17 protein-coding genes, 1 pseudogene, 1 riboswitch and 1 other annotated feature are annotated in these 22,543 nt (G+C 35.6%); of the genes and pseudogenes, 4 read left to right on the top strand and 14 right to left on the bottom strand.

Going from position 1 to position 22,543, the window contains the following annotated elements:
* Position 1: 1 nt before the first annotated feature.
* A complete protein-coding gene (locus tag DT250_RS20700) occupies positions 2–910 on the bottom strand; it encodes a DoxX-like family protein (RefSeq protein ID WP_149213652.1) in 909 nt (302 codons plus the stop codon).
* A 191-nt stretch (positions 911–1,101) separates the two neighbouring features.
* Positions 1,102–1,288: riboswitch (Lysine riboswitch) on the top strand.
* Between the two features lie 199 nt (positions 1,289–1,487).
* Between DT250_RS20700 and DT250_RS20690 the strand changes: the two genes are divergently transcribed.
* Together DT250_RS20690 and DT250_RS20685 are read left to right on the top strand one after the other, a co-directional pair.
* Complete coding sequence (locus DT250_RS20690) at positions 1,488–2,717, top strand: aspartate kinase (RefSeq protein ID WP_149213651.1); 1,230 nt, start codon at positions 1,488–1,490, stop codon at positions 2,715–2,717.
* A gap of 344 nt (positions 2,718–3,061) precedes the next feature.
* On the top strand, positions 3,062–3,514 hold the full coding sequence (locus DT250_RS20685; protein ID WP_000002878.1) for a VOC family protein: 453 nt from the start codon (positions 3,062–3,064) through the stop codon (positions 3,512–3,514).
* A gap of 377 nt (positions 3,515–3,891) precedes the next feature.
* Here DT250_RS20685 and DT250_RS20680 read toward each other — a convergent pair whose 3' ends face one another.
* The 4 genes and pseudogenes from DT250_RS20680 to asnA all read right to left on the bottom strand — a co-directional run bounded on the left by DT250_RS20680 (position 3,892) and on the right by asnA (position 6,679).
* The gene (locus DT250_RS20680; protein WP_149213650.1) at positions 3,892–5,004 is read right to left on the bottom strand and encodes an RNA-guided endonuclease TnpB family protein; all 1,113 of its coding nucleotides are present in this window, start codon (positions 5,002–5,004) and stop codon (positions 3,892–3,894) included.
* Between the two features lie 118 nt (positions 5,005–5,122).
* A pseudogene (locus DT250_RS20675) lies at positions 5,123–5,362 on the bottom strand (helix-turn-helix domain-containing protein); the annotation flags it as partial.
* 83 nt (positions 5,363–5,445) lie between these two features.
* A complete protein-coding gene (locus DT250_RS20670; protein WP_088092057.1) occupies positions 5,446–5,559 on the bottom strand; it encodes a helix-turn-helix transcriptional regulator in 114 nt (37 codons plus the stop codon).
* Positions 5,560–5,695: 136 nt separating this feature from the next.
* Complete coding sequence (asnA, locus tag DT250_RS20665; protein ID WP_000284905.1) at positions 5,696–6,679, bottom strand: aspartate--ammonia ligase; 984 nt, start codon at positions 6,677–6,679, stop codon at positions 5,696–5,698.
* 70 nt (positions 6,680–6,749) lie between these two features.
* Positions 6,750–7,008, bottom strand: a binding site (T-box leader).
* Between the two features lie 405 nt (positions 7,009–7,413).
* Here asnA and DT250_RS20660 point away from each other — a divergent pair.
* Positions 7,414–7,548: a DUF3934 domain-containing protein gene (locus tag DT250_RS20660; protein WP_000047588.1), complete on the top strand. Its 135-nt coding sequence runs from the start codon at positions 7,414–7,416 to the stop codon at positions 7,546–7,548.
* A gap of 95 nt (positions 7,549–7,643) precedes the next feature.
* On the opposite strand, the gene DT250_RS20655 is transcribed toward DT250_RS20660, so the two are convergent.
* The 6 genes from DT250_RS20655 to DT250_RS20630 form a co-directional block, all read right to left on the bottom strand.
* On the bottom strand, positions 7,644–10,850 hold the full coding sequence (locus tag DT250_RS20655) for a DEAD/DEAH box helicase (protein WP_149213649.1): 3,207 nt from the start codon (positions 10,848–10,850) through the stop codon (positions 7,644–7,646).
* A gap of 118 nt (positions 10,851–10,968) precedes the next feature.
* Positions 10,969–11,901: a response regulator gene (locus DT250_RS20650; protein WP_098128363.1), complete on the bottom strand. Its 933-nt coding sequence runs from the start codon at positions 11,899–11,901 to the stop codon at positions 10,969–10,971.
* A 2-nt stretch (positions 11,902–11,903) separates the two neighbouring features.
* Positions 11,904–13,202 carry a sensor histidine kinase gene (locus DT250_RS20645; RefSeq protein ID WP_179952855.1) on the bottom strand — a complete coding sequence of 433 codons (1,299 nt, stop codon included), beginning with the start codon at positions 13,200–13,202 and terminating at the stop codon, positions 11,904–11,906.
* 63 nt (positions 13,203–13,265) lie between these two features.
* On the bottom strand, positions 13,266–14,978 hold the full coding sequence (gene malS / locus DT250_RS20640) for an oxaloacetate-decarboxylating malate dehydrogenase (RefSeq protein ID WP_142315576.1): 1,713 nt from the start codon (positions 14,976–14,978) through the stop codon (positions 13,266–13,268).
* A gap of 75 nt (positions 14,979–15,053) precedes the next feature.
* Positions 15,054–16,493 (bottom strand): aspartate ammonia-lyase, encoded by a 1,440-nt coding sequence (gene aspA / locus DT250_RS20635; RefSeq protein WP_048543319.1) that lies wholly within the window; start codon positions 16,491–16,493, stop codon positions 15,054–15,056.
* A 24-nt stretch (positions 16,494–16,517) separates the two neighbouring features.
* Entirely contained in the window at positions 16,518–17,789 is a 1,272-nt protein-coding gene (locus tag DT250_RS20630; protein ID WP_048543320.1) for a cation:dicarboxylate symporter family transporter, read from the bottom strand.
* Between the two features lie 376 nt (positions 17,790–18,165).
* Between DT250_RS20630 and pyrH the strand changes: the two genes are divergently transcribed.
* Positions 18,166–18,909 (top strand): UMP kinase, encoded by a 744-nt coding sequence (gene pyrH, locus DT250_RS20625; RefSeq protein WP_048543321.1) that lies wholly within the window; start codon positions 18,166–18,168, stop codon positions 18,907–18,909.
* A 53-nt stretch (positions 18,910–18,962) separates the two neighbouring features.
* Here the strand turns inward: pyrH and cls are convergent, their stop codons facing one another.
* From cls to DT250_RS20610, 3 genes are all read right to left on the bottom strand, one after another.
* Positions 18,963–20,174 carry a cardiolipin synthase gene (cls, locus tag DT250_RS20620; RefSeq protein ID WP_149213647.1) on the bottom strand — a complete coding sequence of 404 codons (1,212 nt, stop codon included), beginning with the start codon at positions 20,172–20,174 and terminating at the stop codon, positions 18,963–18,965.
* Positions 20,175–20,284: 110 nt separating this feature from the next.
* On the bottom strand, positions 20,285–21,430 hold the full coding sequence (locus tag DT250_RS20615; RefSeq protein ID WP_149213646.1) for an ABC transporter permease: 1,146 nt from the start codon (positions 21,428–21,430) through the stop codon (positions 20,285–20,287).
* Between the two features lies 1 nt (position 21,431).
* A complete protein-coding gene (locus tag DT250_RS20610) occupies positions 21,432–22,541 on the bottom strand; it encodes an ABC transporter permease (RefSeq protein ID WP_149213645.1) in 1,110 nt (369 codons plus the stop codon).
* Between the last annotated feature and the right edge of the window lie 2 nt (positions 22,542–22,543).

Here is a 22,543-nt window from a genome sequence, read left to right as displayed (position 1 = left end):
ATTATCCCTTTCTCTTCCTCTTGCAATTTTTTGAGCTTGGCAAGTTCGTGCTATTTATATAACCGACAATTGATAATCCCATGATTAGAACGTTTAATGTAATTGGATTAAACGGCTCTGTAAAACTTGCAATATTCGTAAGCCCTGCCGCTATCGTTAAGGCTATTAACATAAAAATATGTACGATAAATACTTTTCGTTTTGGAAATGGCAACAGCCATATGACACCAAAAATAATTTCTAACAATCCAATTATTTTAAGTACAAAAATACTATGTTCAGTTGAACCAATTATCACCGATAGCATTTTTACTTCTTCTGAATGGATAAACATTAGTTTCGGCACTATTCCTTGATATATCCATACAAAAGCAAATAAAAAACATACGAGCCAATATGTCATTGTTCTTCTAATTAGTAACCTAGGGTGCAATCCCTTTTCTAACCATAATTTTAAAGCGTCAAAACTCCAAGCAGTCGCCCAGCCTAATAACGGCCGAAACATATAGAAATCTATTACATTCCCTATACGACCAAACCTCGTATCATAATCATATTGCGTCTCAAAATGAATGTGTTCTTTACGAGGGGTATACTTCCAATAACCACGCCCTGTTTGAATAAGAGATAATCTATTATCCGTCCAAAATTTTAAAGAAGAAATACGTTCTCCCGTTTCTTTTCTTATTTCACCTATCGATTCTCCTTCCCCAGCTATTTCAAGTCCAAATCCGATCTTTGTTTTATATAAAAACTTCTGTGGTTCTCCTTCTTTTTTCTCTAAATATGAAATTTCAGTAAAGCGAGCATCCCATTCTGTATGTATATGTGGTTCTTGCGTGTATTCCCATAATTTCTCCATTGTTGTGTTCATTTCTGCCGAAACATAAATAGGCTTTTTCCCCTTCATTCTTCCACCTCCAATGCACTATAATTTTAATGTACATGCAATGAATTTATTTTGCTACATTTTTCACAAACTTTTCCGCAAAGAGAAAGAATTTTTAAAATTTATACAAAACACTTGATTCCCCGAAAAATTTAAATTATTATAAAACAAATGTTACCAACAACTTTATAAATCAAACACTCTCGCCTAAAACGTGAGATAGAGGTTGCGATACTTATGATTATTCTAATGGAGACACAGAGATGTCTATGAAATTAGATGAAAGGAAGTATTGCCGAAATCGATAATTTTCTCTGCATTTATCGATTGGGGCTGTTTTCGAATAGAAACAGAACTGTCATATGTACAGAAGTGTATGTATGAAGAGCTATCTACAAAAAAGAGATATCATTTTTATGATATTCCTTTTTTGGCGGTTTTTTTATTAGCTCCGTTTTCTGTTTCCCTTTTCCTGTAACAGCACCATCCTCACTTATTTGAGATGGTGTTTTTTGTTTTTCTCTGGTAACTACAGGAATATTGGGATCTATATATGTCCTAATCTATTCTTAAAAATGGATGAAAGAAGGAATTCGTAATGGAAACGATTGTACAAAAATTTGGTGGCACTTCTGTTGGAAGCGTTGAGCGCATTCAACATGTAGCAAATTTAATTATTGAAGAATATGAACGAGGACATAGTATCGTCTCTGTCGTTTCAGCAATGGGAAAAAGCACAGATGAACTCGTAGCACTTGCTGACGCGATTTCAGAAAATCCGAGTAAACGCGAAATGGATATGCTTCTATCAACAGGAGAGCAAGTTACTATTTCATTATTAACGATGGCACTACAAGCAAAAGGTTATAACGCGATTTCATTAACAGGATGGCAAGCTGGTATTACGACAGAATCTGTACATAGTAGTGCACGGATTACTGACATTCATACAGATCGAATTCAATCTTATCTTACTGAAGGTACGATTGTTATTGTAGCTGGCTTCCAAGGAGCCAGTAAAGAACATGAAATTACAACGCTTGGACGTGGTGGTTCTGATACAACTGCTGTTGCATTAGCTGCTGCACTGAAAGCAAAAAAATGTGATATTTACACGGATGTGACCGGTGTATATACGACGGACCCACGAGTTGTAAAAGATGCTTATAAATTAGATGAAATTTCTTATGACGAAATGCTAGAACTAGCAAACCTCGGTGCTGTTGTATTACACCCGCGTGCTGTTGAGTTTGCTAAAAATCATAATGTCATGTTAGAAGTTCGCTCAAGTATGGAACAAGAAAACGGAACAATTGTAAAAGGAGAATGTAACATGGAACAACAATCAATCGTTAAAGGTATTGCATTTGAAGATAATATTACACGCGTCACAATGAAAGGATTGGAACAAGGTGCACTTTCAACAGTTTTCTCTACATTAGCAGCGGCACATATTAATGTAGATATCATCATCCAAAGTATTACAAATGAAGGAACTGTTCACCTCTCCTTCTCAATCCATTCTAATGATTTAAAAGAAACATTAGAGGTATTAGAACAAAATCAAGAAACACTTCACTATGAATCTGTAGAATATGAAAATCATTTAGCAAAAGTATCCATTGTAGGATCTGGTATGGTCTCTAATCCAGGTGTTGCTGCGAATATGTTCACTACTTTAAAAGAAGAAAATATTCATATTAAAATGGTAAGTACATCAGAAATTAAAGTATCTGTCGTTATTGACCGCCTTCATTTAGTAACAGGTGTTGAGGCGCTGCATCAATCATTTATGGCAAAAATTGAGCCTTTAGTGCAGATGAGTTAATTTCCACCGGTAAAACTTTAAAAAATATATGAATCTATTTCCTTCCTATATAAATAGAAACAGGGTAGGACTGTTTTGTGGGAAAGTCGAAGTTATTCTATCGAATAGCAATTACAGTATCAAATTCTTGAAATGATAGCATTCACGAAATAAAGTTCTCGTATATTTCAATAGTAAAGGGTTTACGAAGTGTTATTCGTTAACAAGATTTTATATACTATGCCCGAAAACACCTTGTCACATTTTCCTACACTGTGACAAGATGTTTTTTGTTTAGAAGAGATTTTAGTATAATTATGAGGATAATTAAATAATAAATTTATACATAAAAGGAGATAAAAACTATGGCAAACAACCGATTACTACGAATGGACAATGTCAGCATCGTTGTAGAATCACTTGATAACGCAATCTCTTTCTTCGAGGAGATTGGCTTGAATCTCGAAGGGCGAGCTACTGTTGAAGGTGAATGGGCTGGTCGCGTAACTGGACTCGGTTCTCAGTGCGTAGAGATTGCTATGATGGTTACCCCAGATGGCCACAGCCGAATTGAACTTTCGCGATTTCTCACCCCCCCTACTATTGCAGACCATCGGACAGCTCCTGTAAACGCCCTCGGTTATTTGCGCGTCATGTTCACCGTTGAGGACATTGACGAAATGGTATCCAGACTGACTAAGCATGGTGCTCAGCTCGTTGGTGAAGTAGTTCAGTATGAGAACTCGTATCGACTCTGCTACATTCGTGGAACCGAAGGAATTTTAATCGGTTTAGCGGAAGAACTCGGTAACAAATAAGTAATGTTTTATTAGAATTCTTTACTGAAGTAAAAATATTTGAAAGAACTTTACGCTTAATAAAACTTAGATTTTGAACCCCGTCCTAGCTTTAGAGCGGGGTTATGCTTGTTTGAACTTTTTAACATACTATCAACATCCCGAAATCATTATAAAACAATTCAATTACTTGTTATACTCTTTCCTAGGAAATATAACCGACTCTTCTCACTTCTTATCATATATATCTTTTCTTGTGAACTACCCACCACTTAGTATCTCTTACGAGCTTACTTGAAGTAGGGGCTTCTCGGTTCATCGCTACTTTTGATAGCTAACGAATTTGTCCTAGGACAGCCGAGCTAACTCCCTTGTTCCAAAGGTTATTTTATTACTATTTATGCCAACACTAATAAGCGGATGGCTTCCTTTTTGATATTGATCGCTGCATTATAATCACGGCCAATTGTGAGTCCACACAAACACGCATACGTGCGTTCACATAACGGCATTTCTTTTTTATTTCCACAATTACTACACATCTTTGTAGAAGGAAACCATTTATCTATTTTTACAAGCTGTTTTCCTTGTTCTTGTAGCTTATATGCTAAAAATGTCGTGAACATCCTCCAACTGTTATCCGCTACACTCTTACCAAATCTAAATGCTCGTGACATTCCTTTCATATGTAAGTCTTCGATTGCTACAACGTCAAAACTCGTAGCTAATTCTTTAGACTTATGATGAAGAAAATTTTCACGTTGATTGGCGACCTTTTCATGCAATTTCGCTACACGAATACGTTGTTTATTCCAGCGCTCTGAACCTTTCACACGTCTTGCTAATACTCGTTGTGCCTTCGCTAATTTCTCTAACATCTGACGATAAAAGCGAGGATAATTGGCTTTCTCATCTTCGCTACTCACATACAATTCAGCCATTGCGAAGTCTAATCCAACTACACTTTGTACTTCTTTTTGTACAATCTCTTTTTCATATTCAGTCAAGACGGACACATAGTATTTACCAGTAGGTGTCATCGAAATCGTACACGATTTGATGATATGTTTTGGTGGGATTTCTCTATGTTGCTTCAGTTTTACCATTTTCAACTTTGGTAATTTGATATAACCATGAAATAACATAATATTTCCGTTTACTCGATTCGTTGTATAGGATTTTCTACTTTTTTTACTTTTGAATGTAGGGAAATCACTTTTCCCACTAAAAAAATTCTTATACGCAGTTTGCAAGTTTAATTGCGCGTTGGCCAATGCCAATGAATCAACTTCTTTCAACCATTCATACTCTGTCTTATATTTCGCAGGAGTAGGGAATTTTTCTTTCTTTAGTTCTTCCTTGTTCTCTTTATATTTTTCATATACTTCTTTTCGTTCAACTAACATTTTGTTATACACAAAACGTACACACCCGAATGTTTTTCGTATAAGATGTGCTTGTTCTTCTGTTGGATACAGACGAAATTTATAAGCCTTATTCTGCTTTGGCATATCCATTCACCTCATTTTCCGCTTCATTTTCCATAAGCTATGACGGTGATCACACAACCTGAACACTACAAGATTATTTTCTATTTTCATTGTTATACCAAAATTCCACTCTTATAAGACTGATTATATCAGAGGCGAAATAAATAGGAAAACCAAACTCATTCTCTTTCTCAAAATCCTCATCTTCATCAATATGTATTTTCTCTTTCAAATTTTGGTTCCCTTTTATTAACTCATCGAGCGTAACATTATACATTTCACTCAATAAAATCAAATTTTCAATATCAGGGCAACTTTTATCATTTTCCCACTTACCCCGCTTTAACAGGCAGTAAATCTCATCAAAGCTTTTAAGCACAAACAAGGCAGCCAGATGCGATTAACTGCCTATAAAAGCCCGATTGGTTCAACTAATAATCAGTAGGATAAATCGCCCACTGATTAAAGTTTCACTTTATATACCGCTTGCCTCGTTATACCAATCTTTTTAGCAACATCTTCCTGCGAAAACCCTTTTGACTCTCGTAATCTTTTAAGTTGTTGTCCTAAGCTCATAACGTCCCCTTCTTTAACAAATTATGACATAATAGGAGATAAAAAAGAAAGAAACTATTGGTAAAATCCACTGTAAACCATTCGTTTACACAATAAAAAAGAGAGAATAACTCTTTGAGCTATCCTCTCTCTTCTATTAAAACAGATGAATGTTTTCTTTCTTGCAAGCTTCACGTAAATCGTCAGGCCATACAGAAGATTGAACTTCACCAATATGTGCTTTACGTAAGAAGTACATGCACATTCTTGATTGTCCAATACCACCGCCAATTGTTAACGGTAGTACGTCTTCTAAAATACCTTTATGGAAATCGTACTCACGTTTGAAGTCTTCACCTGTTTTCGTTAACTGCTCATCAAGTGATTTACTATCAACACGAATTCCCATTGATGATAATTCGAATGAAGATTGTAATACTGGGTGCCAGAATAAAATGTCACCGTTTAATTTCCAATCATCATAATCAGCTGCGCGTCCATCATGCTTTTCACCTGAACGAAGTGCATCACCAATTCCGATAATAAAGACTGCACCGTGTTCTTTTGCAATTGCGTGTTCACGATCTTTCGGTGTTAATTCTGGATATTTATCTTCGAGTTCTTGGGAAGTGATGAAAACAACTTCTTCTGGTAAATACTTTCCAAGGAACGGATACTTTTCAAATAAGTGGTCTTCTAAATCTTTGAATATTCCATAAATTGTTCGTACTGTTTCTTGCAAGTAATCTACAGTACGCCATTCTTTTTGAACGATTTTTTCCCAATCCCATTGGTCAACGTAAATGGAATGTGTTGCATCAAGTTCTTCATCACGACGAATCGCGTTCATGTTTGTATATAAACCTTCACCAGCTTCATATCCATATTCATGTAAAGCAAATCGTTTCCATTTCGCTAGTGAATGCACAATTTCTAATTCTTCTCCTGAATGTAACATATCAAACTCAATTGGACGTTCTACACCGTTTAGGTGATCGTTTAATCCTGATTTTTTCGTTACGAATAATGGTGCAGATACGCGGAATAGTTCAAGGCGTTTTGCTAATTGATCCTCGAAAAATGTTTTAACTTCCTTAATTGCGATTTGAGTCTCTCTTACTGTCATTAATGATTGATACATGGTGGTTTCCTCCTAAAATGTTTGGATGTTGTAAAAAGAAGCCAACAAAAAAAGCCCTTCTTTCCCAAAAAACTGGGACGAAAGACTTTGGTTCCGCGGTACCACCCAAATTAGCAACAGAGGTTGCTCACTTATACAATACGGAGATGAAATATCTCGATACTGTTCTTCTTGTAACGGCGAAGTTCCCGGCTAAGTCTACTTTCCAATAAAGGATTTCGGTTAGCAACTCCAGGAGGTTCTTCATAATAGGCTTCGTATCAGGCTCACACCACCCCTGACTCGCTTAGACTACATCCTACTACTACTCGTCCTTTCATAGTCGTTTTGTTGTCACATCTCTGAAACATTTTATTAATGATTATTCTATACAAAAAATAAAGAAAGTCAACAAAAATTTAAAAATATTTTTCAATTCTTTATTTTACGGCTTTATTGATTGTTTTCAATATAACGTCTTCACTTCTTTTGTCTTGTCAATCCAAAAAACGTTTCACTAACCGAAACTAACATATACACAACAAGTAATGTAATCGTTCGAAATATAGAATCCGCAGTATTTCGTATTATTTTCATTTTCTTTGTAATTCCTTTCAGTTTACTTGCAAATTCGTGTTATACTATAGCATTCAAGCAGTTTATTTTTACTTAAAGCAATCATAGTCATTTATAAAGAGTATGTTCTAAATCATTGACTATTATCAAATAAGATTTTTATATAACGGAGTGATCATATGAGTAAAACGAAAGCAAAACCGAAAAAAGGCGTAGGACAAGGTACAGGAAGTAAAGGATGGAATCGTTGGCAATCAAGTGCAAAGAAAAAGGCAGCTGCAAAGCCATATAAAAGTAAAGGGACTAAAAAATAAATTCTGTATTATCTCTTTACTTTGTTCAAAACAAATTATAATTATTACACTAAAAAAGCTATGCTCTCATACATGTGAAAGCATAGCTTTTTATATTAAATCATTAAAATATCTCGTATTTCTTCCTCCGTGATTGATGATAATTTCTCTTCTCCCGGCTCAATCACTTCAGCGATTAAATTTTTCTTACTCTCTTGCAGTTCATGCATTTTTTCCTCAATTGTTCCGTGGGCTACTAATTTTATAACTTGTACTGTATTTTTTTGTCCCATTCGATATGCTCTATCAGCTGCTTGTTGTTCAACAGCTGGATTCCACCATAAATCGTATAATATAACCGTATCGGCACCCGTTAAGTTAAGACCCGTACCACCAGCTTTTAAAGAAATGAGAAATAGATCCCCTTCCCCCTCGTTAAACCGATTACATAGCTCTACACGTTCTTGTGATGGTGTACTCCCGTCTAAATAAAAGTATGGAATCGCTTGACGATTTAACTCACGACCAATAATAGACAGCATCTTCGTAAATTGAGAAAAGATTAAAATTCTCTTACCAGTACTTCTGCATTCCTCTAGTATCTCTAGTAGTTGTTCAAATTTAGCTGAACTCCCCTTATAATCATCAACGAATAAAGCCGGATGATTACAAATTTGTCGCAATCTCGTTAAACCAGCTAATATTCTAATTTTATTTTTACGTAACGTGTCTTTATCTAAATGTTTTAACGTTTCTTCTCTTAACTTCGCTAAATAAGCAGCATATAGTCTCTTTTGATCTGGTAATAACTCCGATGACTGTAAGTGCTCTATTTTATCTGGAAGCTCCTGTAATACGTCTTCTTTTAATCGTCTTAATACGAAAGGTTTTACGCGCTTCGCTATATCTTTGCGCCTTAAATCACCGAATTCTTTTCTTCCTGGTAATAATTCCGGAAATACGACATGGAAGATAGACCATAGCTCTTCTAATGAATTTTCGACAGGCGTTCCCGTTAGCCCGAAACGATATTCAGCTTGAATTGTTTTTACTGCTTTTGCAGTTTGGGTTGTAGGATTTTTAAACGCCTGTGCTTCATCAAGAAACAGTGTATGAAACGGCCTCGCATACGATCTTATATCTCTTCTCAGTAATGGATATGACGTAATTACGACATCAAATTCCACTATGTCTTTTAATATTTTTCGCCGCTCCGTTTGATGTCCATCTGCAATAACCGCTCTAATATGTGGGGCGAATTTTTTCAATTCACTAAACCAATTGTAAACGAGAGAGGACGGTGAAACGACTAATATAGGTATCTTCTTCTCCCGAATTTCAGGCAAAACAGAATCCATGTAAGCGATACTTTGCAGCGTTTTTCCAAGTCCCATATCATCTGCTAAAATACCACCAAAACGGTAATAGGCAAGTGTTTTCATCCACTCGAATCCGTATACTTGATACTCTCTCATTACAGCATGTAAAGTTTGCGGCACTGTAAACTTTAATTTTTTCGGATTTTGAATGCTTTCTACTAAATCTTGAACAGACTCATCTAAACTTAAAACATTACCTTCGTGAAGTCCGTTCATCCATTTTACACTCCGGATAAGCGGAACGTTCACTTCTTCTCCGTGTAAAAACTCTTTCCGAATACCCGATTCTTTCACAAACTGATTAATTTCATTAAATTCTTTGCTCTCTAGTGATAATAAAGAACCATTCGCTAATCGGTAATATTTGCGTTTCTCTTCAAGAGCCACTAATACACCTTTAATTTCTGCTTCCGGTATTCCTTTTATATCAAAACGAAATGATAACCAATCAATTCTTTCTTTTCTTCTCACTCTAATAAGTGGTGCTGTATCCCCTTTATGAATACGTAATTTAATTGCTGTCGTCGCATAAATATCAACTAAGCCTTTTAACGACGGAACGACGTGATATAAAAAGTTATACTCAGCCTCTTCATTATGCATAAAGTAACCACCTTCTGTTTTCGCGAAGGCACTTTCACTCATAATGTCTAAAATCTCTTTTTCCTTTTTCTCATCACGATTAAAAACAGACGGCTGTCCGTCTTCTTCTAACGGATTGATCATGACGTTTCCATAATGAAATTCAAGACCTGCTAACAAACGATTTTTCACTCGATCTAAATACAGTTTTGCTTTTAGCGACGGCGTTTCAACACAATCTGATATTACTTCATCAATTCGTACCGTTCCAAGTTTCATTAATCCTGGCACAACTTTCGCTACGAAATGTTCCATCTTACTTTCAGGAATATAAAACTGATTGCTATTTGAGCGACTCATCATCTTTTGTAATTCAATAAGTCGCATACAATCTTCCATAGGTAAATGATATAATTTCCCATCGTAAAGAGCGTTGTTATACATTTCCATAACTTGAACACGATTTAGGCCGTCTATATGAAGTGTGAATCCACCATTATTTCCTTTCGTAAACTCAAAATGTAATGGCAATAAACCGTTTGAAATTTGTAAGCCCTGAAACTGTTGTTCATTTTGTTTCAACTGTACATACTCAACTTTAGAAAGTGAAGAGAGCATATCTTTCCACGAAGCTGGCGGTATGAATATCATACTTTCATCTTGTTTCGCATGTACTTCTAACGCATCTTCATACATTTTTTCATTATGATACATTTTAATAAGCTGCTGAATAACCGCATCCGTTTCTTGCCTGAAGCTATGTACATCTGGTGTGTATGTAAATTCATTAGAACAATGAAAAGTCTCTCTTTTCTCCACTTTAGAAAGAAATTCTCTAATATGATTTATAAAATATGTTTTCGCAAGTTTTAACTGAATTCCAAGAAGGGCCCCACCACTTTTCGTAGCCACTGGTGAACATATAAAAGCAACATCTAATATTTCACGTGTATCAAAACGGTGTTGTTTACTTTTTGGCTTAAGTGGTTTGTCTGCAAACAACTGAAACATCCCGCTCGTTAATTGATCATTTCCGCTCATATTTTCACTACTAGCAGGGAGCATCACACCCGTTTGCTGGTTATAATTTATTTGTATAAGGACGGCCGCAACATGTTGACAGTACGTTTGAAAAGACGCTAATGAAGGACAACTACATCTCGCAACTACATCACCTTTTTTAGCTTTTTCTACTGTAACATGAAAATCTTCATTCCCTTTTACCGTCGCCTCACAAATTTCTTTCGTTTCATCATAATGATTCACAATTACTTTATTTGCTTTATAATAAGCTTCGCCTCTTTTATATGAGGTCTCTCCGCATACTTCTTTAATAATCGATTTATTTAATGTAAAACTCATTGTTTTGACACTTCCTTAATGTAAAACCATTTTCTCTTACTTAACATTTTACATGCTCTACGAGAAAATATAAAATATTGATTTAACAAAAAAAGATGCTTATTTATAAGCACCTTCTTCACTCTATCTCCATCAACCTTTTCGCCTCAAAATATAACACTTGAATAAATTTCTTCGTATTAATTCGTATATGGCCAGAAGACGCTATTTCATCCTTTGTCATTTCTGTCATTCGTTTTCTAACTACAGTGAAATCAAAAAACTTCGGAGCATAGCTTTCAAATTTCGGATTTGAAAAGTCTGTTAGTCCGAGGGAGGCTAAATGATTCAATGATTGATAAATTGCTCTTCTTACACGTTGTTCAGATGCTTTTCTCTCCTTATCTATATCTGCATCCGAAGCTATATGATCTAATTTTTTTAATGTTATTTGGTGAAAAATATCTTTTAACGCAGGAAAGCCAAATTCAAATGTTTGTGCCTTTTCTTGTCCGTATAAATATTCCAGCATACTAAGTAAATCTTTACTTCCGTTCTCTCCCGCAATACCGAGCTCTGCTAGTAAGAAGCGTCCTGAATCTGATATCTTTTTTCCTTCTTGTACTGTTTCACTACGCATTGGCGGCTTTTCCCACTGAAACACATTATTTAATGATTTTTGAATGTCATGTATAGAACGTTCCAACCGAATACGCTCCATCACTTTTCGTACAACAGATACTACTTCTATTTTGTTTAGTGGTTTTGTAATATAATATTCCACACCAAGTGTATACGCCTCACCAATGAGCTGTTTCGATTCAACTTGGGAAATCATAATAATTTTCCCAGTAAATGAAGACGCTATATGACGAACTGTTTCAATGCCGTCTCTCATCGGCATTAGTAAATCAATAAATAAAATATCTACTTTTTTATAATTTAGCTGTTCTGCTTCAATAAACGCTCCATCTTCCGATTCTCCAATTACTTCCCCAAGATCGCCATCCTCAATAATTTGCGAAAGCATTGAACGGAAAACTTCATCATCATCTACAATATAATAAAACAAACCTATTCCCCTTCCCGCTTTAAACTGCACTCCGGTAAACAAACGATAAACTTACACCCTTTTCCTGTTTCATTGTCTTCTAACCTTACTTCTCCGCCGAGCTCTGTTACCATTTCGTGTATGTAAGAAAGTCCAATACCTGTTGACGGTGTTCCTGTTTGATCATACTTGGAAGTAAACCCTGGCTTAAATACTAATTTCTTATACTTTTGTGCAATACCAGGGCCATCGTCAATTACTTCAAAGATTACATGTTGCTCCCGTTTATATAACTTAATACGTATGAGACCTCTATCTTCAATTGCTTCCACTGCATTGGCAACTAAGTTATTAAAGATTGATAGCACTGTATACACGTGATATGCAGCGTGTTCACCTTCTATATGTTTTGAAAAACGTATATCTTTCCCTAGCATTTCAGCATATTTCTCATTTATTCTTACGATCATTTCTGTAAGCTCATGTCCTTCTACATACTCAGCCACATTTTTATCTAATAACAGTTTAGATAATCCTGCAAAAATCCTTTGATTATCCTTTTTTATTTCGTGCACTTCTCCTGCTATTTTCAATGCTGTTTTACTACTGGAATCATCATCTGTCTGTAAATTTCGATATAGTTGATATGCTTCTTGTGTAATCAATTCTGCATTTTGTAACGTTTTTTTCAAGTGAACAGATTCTACATATAAATTTGAAAGGTGCATGAACATTTTTTCATTTTCTTTTCTAACTTGTGACTCTTTTAATTTCGTTTCATATAAAATCATCATATTTAAAAAGCCAAGTGCAAAGAAACTACGAAAAATAGCAATAATAATTAATTTATTCACTTCAGAAACTGTTATTGTTGTACCGAGTACTACCATATGATAAATCGCAAGTTCTGACATACTTGCGATAATTTCAATTGTAATTCCAAGGCACCCAATAACGATTGGTTTCTGATGAAACTTATTCACCCTACAAAGTGAAAAAAGACTTCCATAAATAAAATAATAAAAGAACACAGGATAGCGCAAATAAAATGATTCTGTCATATGAAATGAACCTTGCATGACCCAGTCAAGACATACGCGGAATAAAACGACACATATACCGACAAGAATACCTGCAGCCACTGCTGGTATTCTTCTTAAAAATAATAATAAAAAGAAGAAAAGCGGTGTCCCAAAGCTAACGCGAAACGTATCGTTAAAAGGATGAAAATTAAGCTCTCCAGCAATCGGAACAACTACCATTAATATAATTAAAAGGGATATATCTTTCTTCCATAATTGATTCCAATTCAAAGGTGCCACTTCCTATACTTTTTTCGACAATAAAAGTGAAAGCCCGCTTATTATAATAAACGGGCTTTATTTCTATATTCTAACCTTTTCTACCGCTTTTATTTGGCGGTACTCCGGCTCCCATATTGCTTCTTTCACTGCAATCTTAATATCGTTATCACTTAAGTTCTCTCTAGCAACACCTTCTGCAACGGCAACTTTCGCTACTTCAATTGCAACCATTTCCGAGATATTACGTAACTCTTCAACCTCTGGCAAAATAGGTGCTCCTGGCTGACTTGTGTCTACCATGCTTGCAACTGCTTCAGCAGCTGCTGCAAACATTCCATCCGTCATGACGCTTGCACGTACGACAATTGTTCCAAGACCAAGACCTGGGAAAATAAGTGCGTTATTTGATTGTCCAATCACATACGTTACACCGTTGTATGTAACTGGTTCAAATGGACTTCCTGTTGCAACTAATGCTCTTCCTTCTGTCCACTCGATTAAATCAGCTGGTTTTGCTTCAGCAAGTGGCGTCGGATTCGACATCGGTAAAATGATTGGTCTTTCTGTGTGAGAAGCCATTTCTTTAATAATCTCTTCTTTAAATGCACCTGCAACAGTTGATGTACCGATTAAAATTGTCGGTTTTACATGTTTCACAACTTCAGCAAGTCCGATCATATCATTTTGCTTCCACTCATTTACTTCCGCTTCTTTTCTTGCATATGGAATTTGGAAATCAAGAAGATCTTCCATATTATCTGTAACTAATCCGTTACGATCAATACACCAGAAACGCTTATATGATTCTTCTTCTGACACACCTACGCGGACCAACGCATCTCTAACTTGATCTGCAATACCGATTCCAGCCGTACCAGCACCAAACACAACAACGCGGTGTTCACTTAATGGTACACCAGAAGCTTTCACTGCCGATAACACAGCAGCAAGTGAAACTGCACCTGTACCTTGAATATCATCATTAAATGTACAAATATCATGACGATATTTATCTAAAATTTTTCGTGCATTTCGAGAGCTAAAGTCTTCCCAATGTAAAAGTGCTTTCGGGAATTGTTTATTTACCGCTTGTACAAACGTATCAATAAATTCATCGTAAGCTTCACCAGTTATACGAGGGTGACGATTTCCAATATAAAATGGATTGTTTAATAGTTCTTCACGATTTGTACCTACATCTAAAATTACCGGTAATACACGACTAGGATCGATTCCAACTGCGGCCGTATAAACAGCTAATTTTCCGATTGCGATGTTTATACCACCAACGCCCCAGTCACCAATTCCAAGTATGCCTTCTCCATCTGTAACAACGACTAAATCAATATTTTCTGCTGTTGCACCGATATTGGCGAAAGCTTCTTCAATACCCGACGGATCGTTAATTGATAAATACACACCACGCGGTTTACGGTATTCATGACTATATCTTTGAATCGCTACACCAACAGTTGGTGTATATACGATTGGTAACATTTCACGTAAATGATTTGTTAATATACGATAAAATAACACTTCATTTCGATCATGTAACGCTGTTAAGTATACATTCTTTAATAAATCGTCCGGCTGAGAACAAAATTGTTCATACGCTCGGCGTGCTTGTTCTTCTAATGTTAAAACCGCTGGCGGTAATAACCCTTTTAAACCTAATTCTTCTCTCTCTTCTTGCGTGAAAGCGACCCCTTTATTTAAAAGTGGTGTTGATAATACTTCTACTCCTCTTAATGTCGTTTCTAATGAACCATTAGAAGCTACTGTAAACTTACTCATAACATCCCTACCTCTATTCATATATAGCATTTCTATATTGTAAACAAAAAAGAGGGGATTGTCCCCCCTCTTCTTTTAATTTTTCTTTAAAAGAGTTGCTCCTGCAATCCCTGGGTGTGTCATTTCGAATGGATCTAGAATTAACTCTAAGTCTTCTTGTGACAGTACACCGTTTTTCACACAAAGTTCTCGAACGGATTGACCTGTTGCAATTGCTTCTTTCGCAACGCGAGCTGCTGCTTCATAACCGATATGAGGGTTCACGGCTGTAATAATTCCTACACTCTTCTCAACATACTCTTTTAAGCGATCTTCATTCGCTTCAATTCCTTTTAAGCAATTATCTGTAAAGGCACGGAAACCGTTATTCATAATGCTAATAGATTGAAGTAAGTTGAAAACAAGTACTGGTTCCATAACGTTTAATTCTAATTGTCCTGCTTCTGAAGCAAGGCAAATTGTATGGTCGTTACCAATTACTTGGAACGCAATTTGATTAATTACTTCTGGCATAACAGGGTTTACTTTCCCTGGCATAATAGAAGAACCTGGTTGACGAGCTGGTAACATAATTTCTGCTAAACCAACACGCGGACCTGATGCCATTAAGCGAAGGTCATTCGCAATTTTAGACATATTCATCATACATACTTTAAGTGCTGCTGATACCTCTGTGTATGCATCCGTATTTTGCGTTGCATCTACTAAGTCTTCTGCACCAACAAGTGGTAATTCACTGATTGCAGCTAAATGTTTTACAACTGCTTCAATATATTCTGGATCTGCATTTAAGCCTGTACCAACTGCAGTTGCTCCCATATTTACTTCATATAGATGTTGACGTGATTGCTTGATACGTTTCATATCACGTTCAAGTACGCGGGAATACGCTTTAAATTCTTGTCCAAGACGAATTGGCACAGCGTCTTGTAAATGTGTACGACCCATTTTAATAACATGATCGAACTGCTCTGCTTTTAATTCAAATACATCATGCATATACCCCATCGTTTGTAATAAACCTTCTAATGCGTTTAATGTTGCGATATGAATCGCCGTTGGGAATGCATCGTTTGTTGATTGCGCCATGTTTACATGACTATTTGGACTAATATAATGATAGTCTCCCTTTTCCATTCCTAATAATTCAAGAGCACGATTGGCCATGACTTCATTTGCGTTCATATTCATTGAAGTACCTGCTCCGCCTTGGATTGGATCTACGATGAAATGATCATGCCATTTTCCATCAAGAATTTCTTGAGCAGCTTCTGCGATCGCGCCGCCCTTGCTCAATTCCAATCTTCCTACATCTGTATTAGCAAGCGCTGCAGCTTTTTTTACAATTGCGAACGCTCTAATTAAACCTTCATGGATTTTATATCCTGTAATTGGGAAGTTTTCAACTGCACGCATTGTTTGTACGCCGTAGTATGCATAATTCGGTACTTCTTTTTCACCTAAAAAATCTTTTTCAATTCGAACACCATTTTTAACTTCAGTTAATGTTGCCATGATTATTCACTCCTTAACGATTTCTTATGCTGCTTTTGTTTCTTTGACTGTTTCTACATATTGTTTTGCTTTCTCATCATCGAATTCGCCTTCCCACTTCGACATAACAATGGCCGCTAATGCATTTCCTAATACATTGACAGATGAGCGAATCATATCTAAAATGCGGTCAATTCCCGCAATTAACGCGATACCTTCTAGTGGTAACCCCATTGAACCTAACGTTGCTAATACAACAACGAACGATGCACCTGGAACTCCCGCCATACCCTTGGATGTTAACATGAGAACGAATAATAACGTTATTTGCTCTGTCAGTGACATGTGCACACCGTACATTTGTGCAACAAACAATGCCGCTAACGCTTGATAAATAGCCGATCCAGTCAAGTTAAATGTATAACCTGTCGGAATTACGAAAGAGGCAACTGCCTTTGGACAACCGAATTCTTCCATTTTTCTCATTATATTAGGTAAAACAGCTTCTGAACTTGCTGTCGTAAATGAAAGAATGAGTTCTTCTTTTAAAATTTTCATTAATGTAAAAATGTTTACGCCAACCATTCGTGCATTAATACCTAATACAATCACAACGAATAGTATAACAGTTACGTATACAGCTAGCACTAGTTTTCCTAAAGGAAGTAGTGTTGCTACACCAAATTTTGCAACCGTAACCGCAATTAATGCGAATACACCAAATGGTGCAAATTTCATAACTTGATTTGTAACCCAAAACATCGCTTCGAGTACACCTTCAAAGAAGTTAAAGACAGGCTTCCCTTTTTCCCCAATTGCCGCAACTCCTAAACCGAATAATACGGAGAAGAAAATAATCGGTAATAAGTCACCTTGTGAAATCGATTCAAATACGTTTTTCGGTACAATATGAACAATCGTCTCAGCGAATCCTTTCTTCTCTGTAGCATCTGCCGTTTGTTTATAAGAAGAAATATCACTTTGCTGTAAATTACTCATATCAACGCCAGTACCTGGTTGGAATATATTCGCCGCAAGTAATCCCATTAAAATAGCAATCGTCGTAATAATTTCGAAATAAAGAATTGTCTTACCACCCAGTTTCCCAAGCTTCTTCATATCTCCTACACCAGCTACTGCAACAATTAATGCTGAAATAACAATCGGTACTACAATCATTTTAATTAAGTGAATAAATATATCCCCAATTGGTGTGATATAAGAAATCGCCGTTTTATTGCCATAAAAGACTGCCCCTACTACAATCCCTAAAACAAGCGCGACAAAAATTTGTGTTGCCAATCCGAATTTTTTCATTTATGTTCATCCCCTTCATGCGAACGCTTTCAATTTGAATTTATAAAAGCTACTCACACATCTTATAAGCGAACCTACAAAATCATACAAAAACCTACAAGTTCGTCACAAAAAATTCGAAAATTTTTCTTTTCTTTTTCATTGACACCTTTTTATTAAAAAGAGATACAATATACTTGATAAGTAATCAGATTGTTTCGTATAATCAAAAAGATATACACTTACAATAAATCAAAATGAAAAGGAGTGGATGGTATGAAAAATTATGTACAAAAATTCGTCCTATCTTCTTCTTTTCTTTTTCATTTTCTTAAAAAGGAACAAAGGCATTTGCCTTTGTTCCTTTTTTATTGCGATCTATATAGGGGGAATTGTTATGAAGCCATATAAAAGAGTCTTAATTAAATTAAGCGGCGGCGCACTTGCTGATCAATCCGGAAATAGCTTTAACTCCAAAAGATTAGAACATATCGCAAACGAAATTATATCCATTATTGACTTAGGTATCGAAGTATCCATTGTCATCGGCGGCGGTAACATTTTCAGAGGTCATCTAGCTGAAGAATGGGGCATTGATCGAGTAGAAGCTGATAATATCGGTACGTTAGGTACAATCATTAACAGCTTAATGCTTCGCGGCGTCTTAACAAGTAAAACAAATAAAGAAGTACGCGTTATGACTTCCATCCCGTTTAATGCAGTAGCAGAGCCTTATATTCGCCTCAGAGCAGTACATCATTTAGATAACGGTTATGTTGTCATTTTTGGCGGCGGTAACGGGCAGCCGTTCGTTACGACAGATTATCCAAGTGTTCAAAGAGCCATTGAAATGAATAGTGACGCAATATTAGTCGCAAAACAAGGAGTAGATGGCGTCTTTACTAGTGATCCAAAACATAATAAATCAGCAAAAATGTACAGAAAACTAAACTATAACGATGTTGTTAGGCAAAACATTCAAGTCATGGATCAAGCCGCTTTATTACTTGCTCGTGATTACAATTTACCAGCACACGTCTTTAACTTTGATGAGCCTGGTGTAATGAAAAGAATTTGCTTAGGGGAGCATGTGGGGACATTAATTAATGATGATGCTTCATTGCTTGTGCATGAAAACTAATTATCTCTCATTAAAAAAGGGTGTCTATAAAAGACATCCTTTTTCATTAACCTTTATAAATAAAAATCCACTAATCCTGCCACTTTCTCCTTACACCGCTCCCAAAAAGATAACTTCTCAAAAAATTGTTTCGTCATCTCTTTCGAATCACGAAAATCTTTTGTTAATGCCTCATTCACTTCTGATACGATAGTCCCACCGTGAATATACAAATTCATCTCATCATTCATATAAAAGCTACGTGCAGTCATGTTCGTTGTACCGATAACAGTTAGTTCATTATCAATTAACATTAACTTCCCATGAAACATTCCTTTTTTATAACCATATACTTTAATTCCATTATTAACAGCTTGACGAATATAAGGATACGCTGCCTCTTTAATGAGAGGAATATCTGGTTTATATGACCAAAGTATTTTCACTGTAACACCACGTTTTTGCGCTTCAATTAAAGCATTCATAAATTCTTTATTTTTCGCTATAAAATAAGGTGTTGTAATTACGATTGAATGCTTCGCTTGTTTTATTAATTCGATATACTTTTCAGCGACGTAATGTCCATTGTAGCTAGTCATCGTATGTAATGTATTCCCTTTACTAGCTTTATTCGTACTTCTTTTTATATTTTCTTTCGTATCTCGTTTCCAATCTAAAGCGAATTGCTCTTCTAAATCTTTTGCTCCTTCTCCTCTTATCCGCACATGATAGTCACGCCAATATCCAAAATGCTTATCTTTCCCTAAATACTCATCTCCTATATTAAAACCACCTGTATAGCCAATCTCCCCATCAATCGTCGTAATACGACGATGATTACGATGGTGAAGTGAATAAAATCCGAATGGCAATTCAGGTTTTCTACTATATGTAAAATGTACACCACTTTCCCGCAATTCACTTATCATCTTGCTTTCAAATGATAAATCATTAATGCGATCAACGGATAAATAGACATTTACTCCTTCTTTTGCCTTCTCTTTTAATAAGTTTAAAAAAGTATGGCTACTTTTATCATCCGACAAAATAAAAAAGTACGTGTAAATAGATTGCTTTGCTTCCCTTATATCAGTAAATAACTGTTTATAAAATGACTTTCCTTCTACAAATAATTGAAAATCACTATAATGAGGTGCATACTCTGTCGGCATGTTTTTCCCAGCTTCCATTTTCCTACCTAAAGTAACATCGATATGCATCCAAATTAAAATAAAAACAACAATAGCAATAATAATAGAAGTAACTCGCAATATTTTTTTAATCATTTTGATTTCCTTCCGCTCATTTTCTTTCTACCCTTCTATTTTGTCATTCCAATTTAGATTTCATGCTTCATACAAAAAAGGATGTGACTTAACGTCACACCCTTTTCATATTAAACAAAGTTTCTCGCATCATTATTTCTTCCAAACTTATAAATAGCAATTAAGAAGAATGCTACCGCAAAGGCAATTAAGATTAATATATTTAAATACAAATCTGAAATCGGAATTCCTTGTTGTAGTTTTGATACCGTATCTAATAGCCATCTTTGCGGAAGAAAATCAGCTACTTTTTGCACTGCTTTCGGCATAATGTCATACGGAAAATAGCATCCAGCGAGTAAACATGTCGGTACAATGATCATATTTTGCAGTGCATTTGCCGATGCTGAGTTTTTCGAAAAAGCGACAAGCACTAACGATATTCCAATCGCTATTAAAGCAAATAGCATGAGTACGCCAAGCATCACTATGAAAGGCATATTGATATTTGTATGAAAAACATTCGTTAGGAATAGGATTGTAATCAGAATTTGTACTGTTAATATCATCATATTTACCCCGACATTAGATAATATGAATTTCTTCCCATCTATTGGCGTTGATAAGAGTCTAAAATACGTTCTATTTTCTTTTTCTTTTAAAATATAACCTGATAAGTTCGCTGCTGAAAATAGCATAAACATAATAAGATAACCCATCGTTTGGTTTGTCATATCTTTATTTTTCGAAGTATCTTCTAGCGTCTCAGTTTTCATTTTAAATGAACCTTTTTGATATCCTGCGTACATACTATCAAATGCACTTTGATCTGTTCCTGCTACTTTACTAATAGCTGCTACATTATCAATATAATTGTATAAATATGATTTTATAAATCCTGTTACTTGATCACCTTTAATCGATGAAATTTCAATATGATTTGGTTTCCCTTCTCGAACACTTTTTGAAAAACCAGAAGCTAATGTAATAACTCCATCAAGTTTTTTGGAAGTAAGTTTATCTTCTACTTCAGATTCTTTAATTTTACTTACCTTTACATGATTTAATCCTTCTAAAAATTTCACCGTATCATTTGCTATAGATTGATTTTCTTTATTTATAACCCCGATATTTAACGTCCCTTGCCCGACATTCCCATACATTGAGAAGGAGATTAGCGTTCCAATTATCGGCAAACTAATAATAATGAATAACCCTTTTTTATTTTTCAAAAGTACAGATAACGTTTTTTGTATGAGCCATAAAATATCTTTCATACTATAGCCCCTCCCGTCTACGTAATGCAATAATTGCAATTAATAAAAAGAGTGCCGAAATGCCAAGATTTAAACATATTACTGGCAGCGCTGCTCCTACATCATTTGCATAAATAATTTTCATAGCAGCTGTGTTTGCCCACGTTAATGGTGATAAATTTGTAACGAAATTTTCTTCTATTACGAAATATGCACCACCAAAAATAGAGGCTAATTGCACAACTACAAGAATAATCGCTCTCGATGATTCAGCTGTTTTCGTAATATATCCAATCCCTAAACCGAAGCTAATTGCTAGAAAGATTTGTGTTAATAAAATAATAAATATGATTCCAAGATGTTCGCCCCAATTCGCTTGAAAGACAAATTTGCTAAATAACATGACAAGTAATACGCAAAGAGCATTTGCTACTAGGCTACCAAGTACTTTTCCAATGAATATTTCAGCCTTACTTATAGGCGCAGCAATGAGGCGATCTCCTGTTTTACGTATTCGTTCTCCACGAATTAAAGAACTCGCTCCCATCCCAGCATATAGCGCAATCATCGTCGTCATTACAACCGCATAGTAATCCATAGAACCTGGCTTTTTCGCAGCTTGTAAAGATATTTCTTTTATATAATCATTATGATTTCCGCTTGAAATAACCGCGCTCACCTTACTAGGATCAACTTTTGCAACTTCGGCCGCTACATTGTACTTATCAATAAATGTTGTAAGCATGCCTTCCACAATACTTCCCTCAATACTACTTTTGTCACTTCCGTAAAATTTCGCACCATCTTTATTTAATTCTACATAAGCAGCATATTTATTTTGCTTCACTTCTTCTTTCCCATCTATACTGCCTGAAGCTTTTTTAAAATGAATACCCGATTTATCGACTTCTTTCGTAAATGCTTCGAACGTTTGAGAAAATGTACTACTCGCTTCATCTTTGTAGAGCACTTGTATATCTTTAATCGCTTGACTATCGCTATCAAATGCATTCGTTAACGCTGTTCCTAACACAAGCATTAGTACAATCGGAAATGCTAACATAAAAACTAAAGTTCTTACGTCTCTGAAATCTCTTTTAATATGCATAACTGCAATATTGAAGATGTTCAATT

It is taken from the genome of Bacillus sp. AR2-1 (genome assembly GCF_008368755.1).
GTDB classification, from domain to species: Bacteria; Bacillota; Bacilli; order Bacillales; family Bacillaceae_G; genus Bacillus_A; species Bacillus_A wiedmannii.
Note: the sequence above shows the minus strand (reverse complement) of the source record. Positions and strands in the feature narration are given on the sequence as shown.

Bases quoted from the DNA above. Each gene is read 5' to 3' on its own strand.
- DT250_RS20615 (WP_149213646.1), bottom strand. From the start codon at position 21,430: ATGAAAGATATTTTATGGCTCATACAAAAAACGTTATCTGTACTTTTG.
- DT250_RS20655 (WP_149213649.1), bottom strand. From the start codon at position 10,850: ATGAGTTTTACATTAAATAAATCGATTATTAAAGAAGTATGCGGAGAG.
- DT250_RS20670 (WP_088092057.1), bottom strand. From the start codon at position 5,559: ATGAGCTTAGGACAACAACTTAAAAGATTACGAGAGTCAAAAGGGTTT.
- malS (WP_142315576.1), bottom strand. From the start codon at position 14,978: ATGAGTAAGTTTACAGTAGCTTCTAATGGTTCATTAGAAACGACATTA.
- aspA (WP_048543319.1), bottom strand. From the start codon at position 16,493: ATGGCAACATTAACTGAAGTTAAAAATGGTGTTCGAATTGAAAAAGAT.
- cls (WP_149213647.1), bottom strand. From the start codon at position 20,174: ATGATTAAAAAAATATTGCGAGTTACTTCTATTATTATTGCTATTGTT.
- DT250_RS20685 (WP_000002878.1), top strand. From the start codon at position 3,062: ATGGCAAACAACCGATTACTACGAATGGACAATGTCAGCATCGTTGTA.
- DT250_RS20700 (WP_149213652.1), bottom strand. From the start codon at position 910: ATGAAGGGGAAAAAGCCTATTTATGTTTCGGCAGAAATGAACACAACA.
- DT250_RS20690 (WP_149213651.1), top strand. From the start codon at position 1,488: ATGGAAACGATTGTACAAAAATTTGGTGGCACTTCTGTTGGAAGCGTT.
- DT250_RS20680 (WP_149213650.1), bottom strand. From the start codon at position 5,004: ATGCCAAAGCAGAATAAGGCTTATAAATTTCGTCTGTATCCAACAGAA.
- DT250_RS20660 (WP_000047588.1), top strand. From the start codon at position 7,414: ATGAGTAAAACGAAAGCAAAACCGAAAAAAGGCGTAGGACAAGGTACA.
- pyrH (WP_048543321.1), top strand. From the start codon at position 18,166: ATGAAGCCATATAAAAGAGTCTTAATTAAATTAAGCGGCGGCGCACTT.
- DT250_RS20630 (WP_048543320.1), bottom strand. From the start codon at position 17,789: ATGAAAAAATTCGGATTGGCAACACAAATTTTTGTCGCGCTTGTTTTA.
- asnA (WP_000284905.1), bottom strand. From the start codon at position 6,679: ATGTATCAATCATTAATGACAGTAAGAGAGACTCAAATCGCAATTAAG.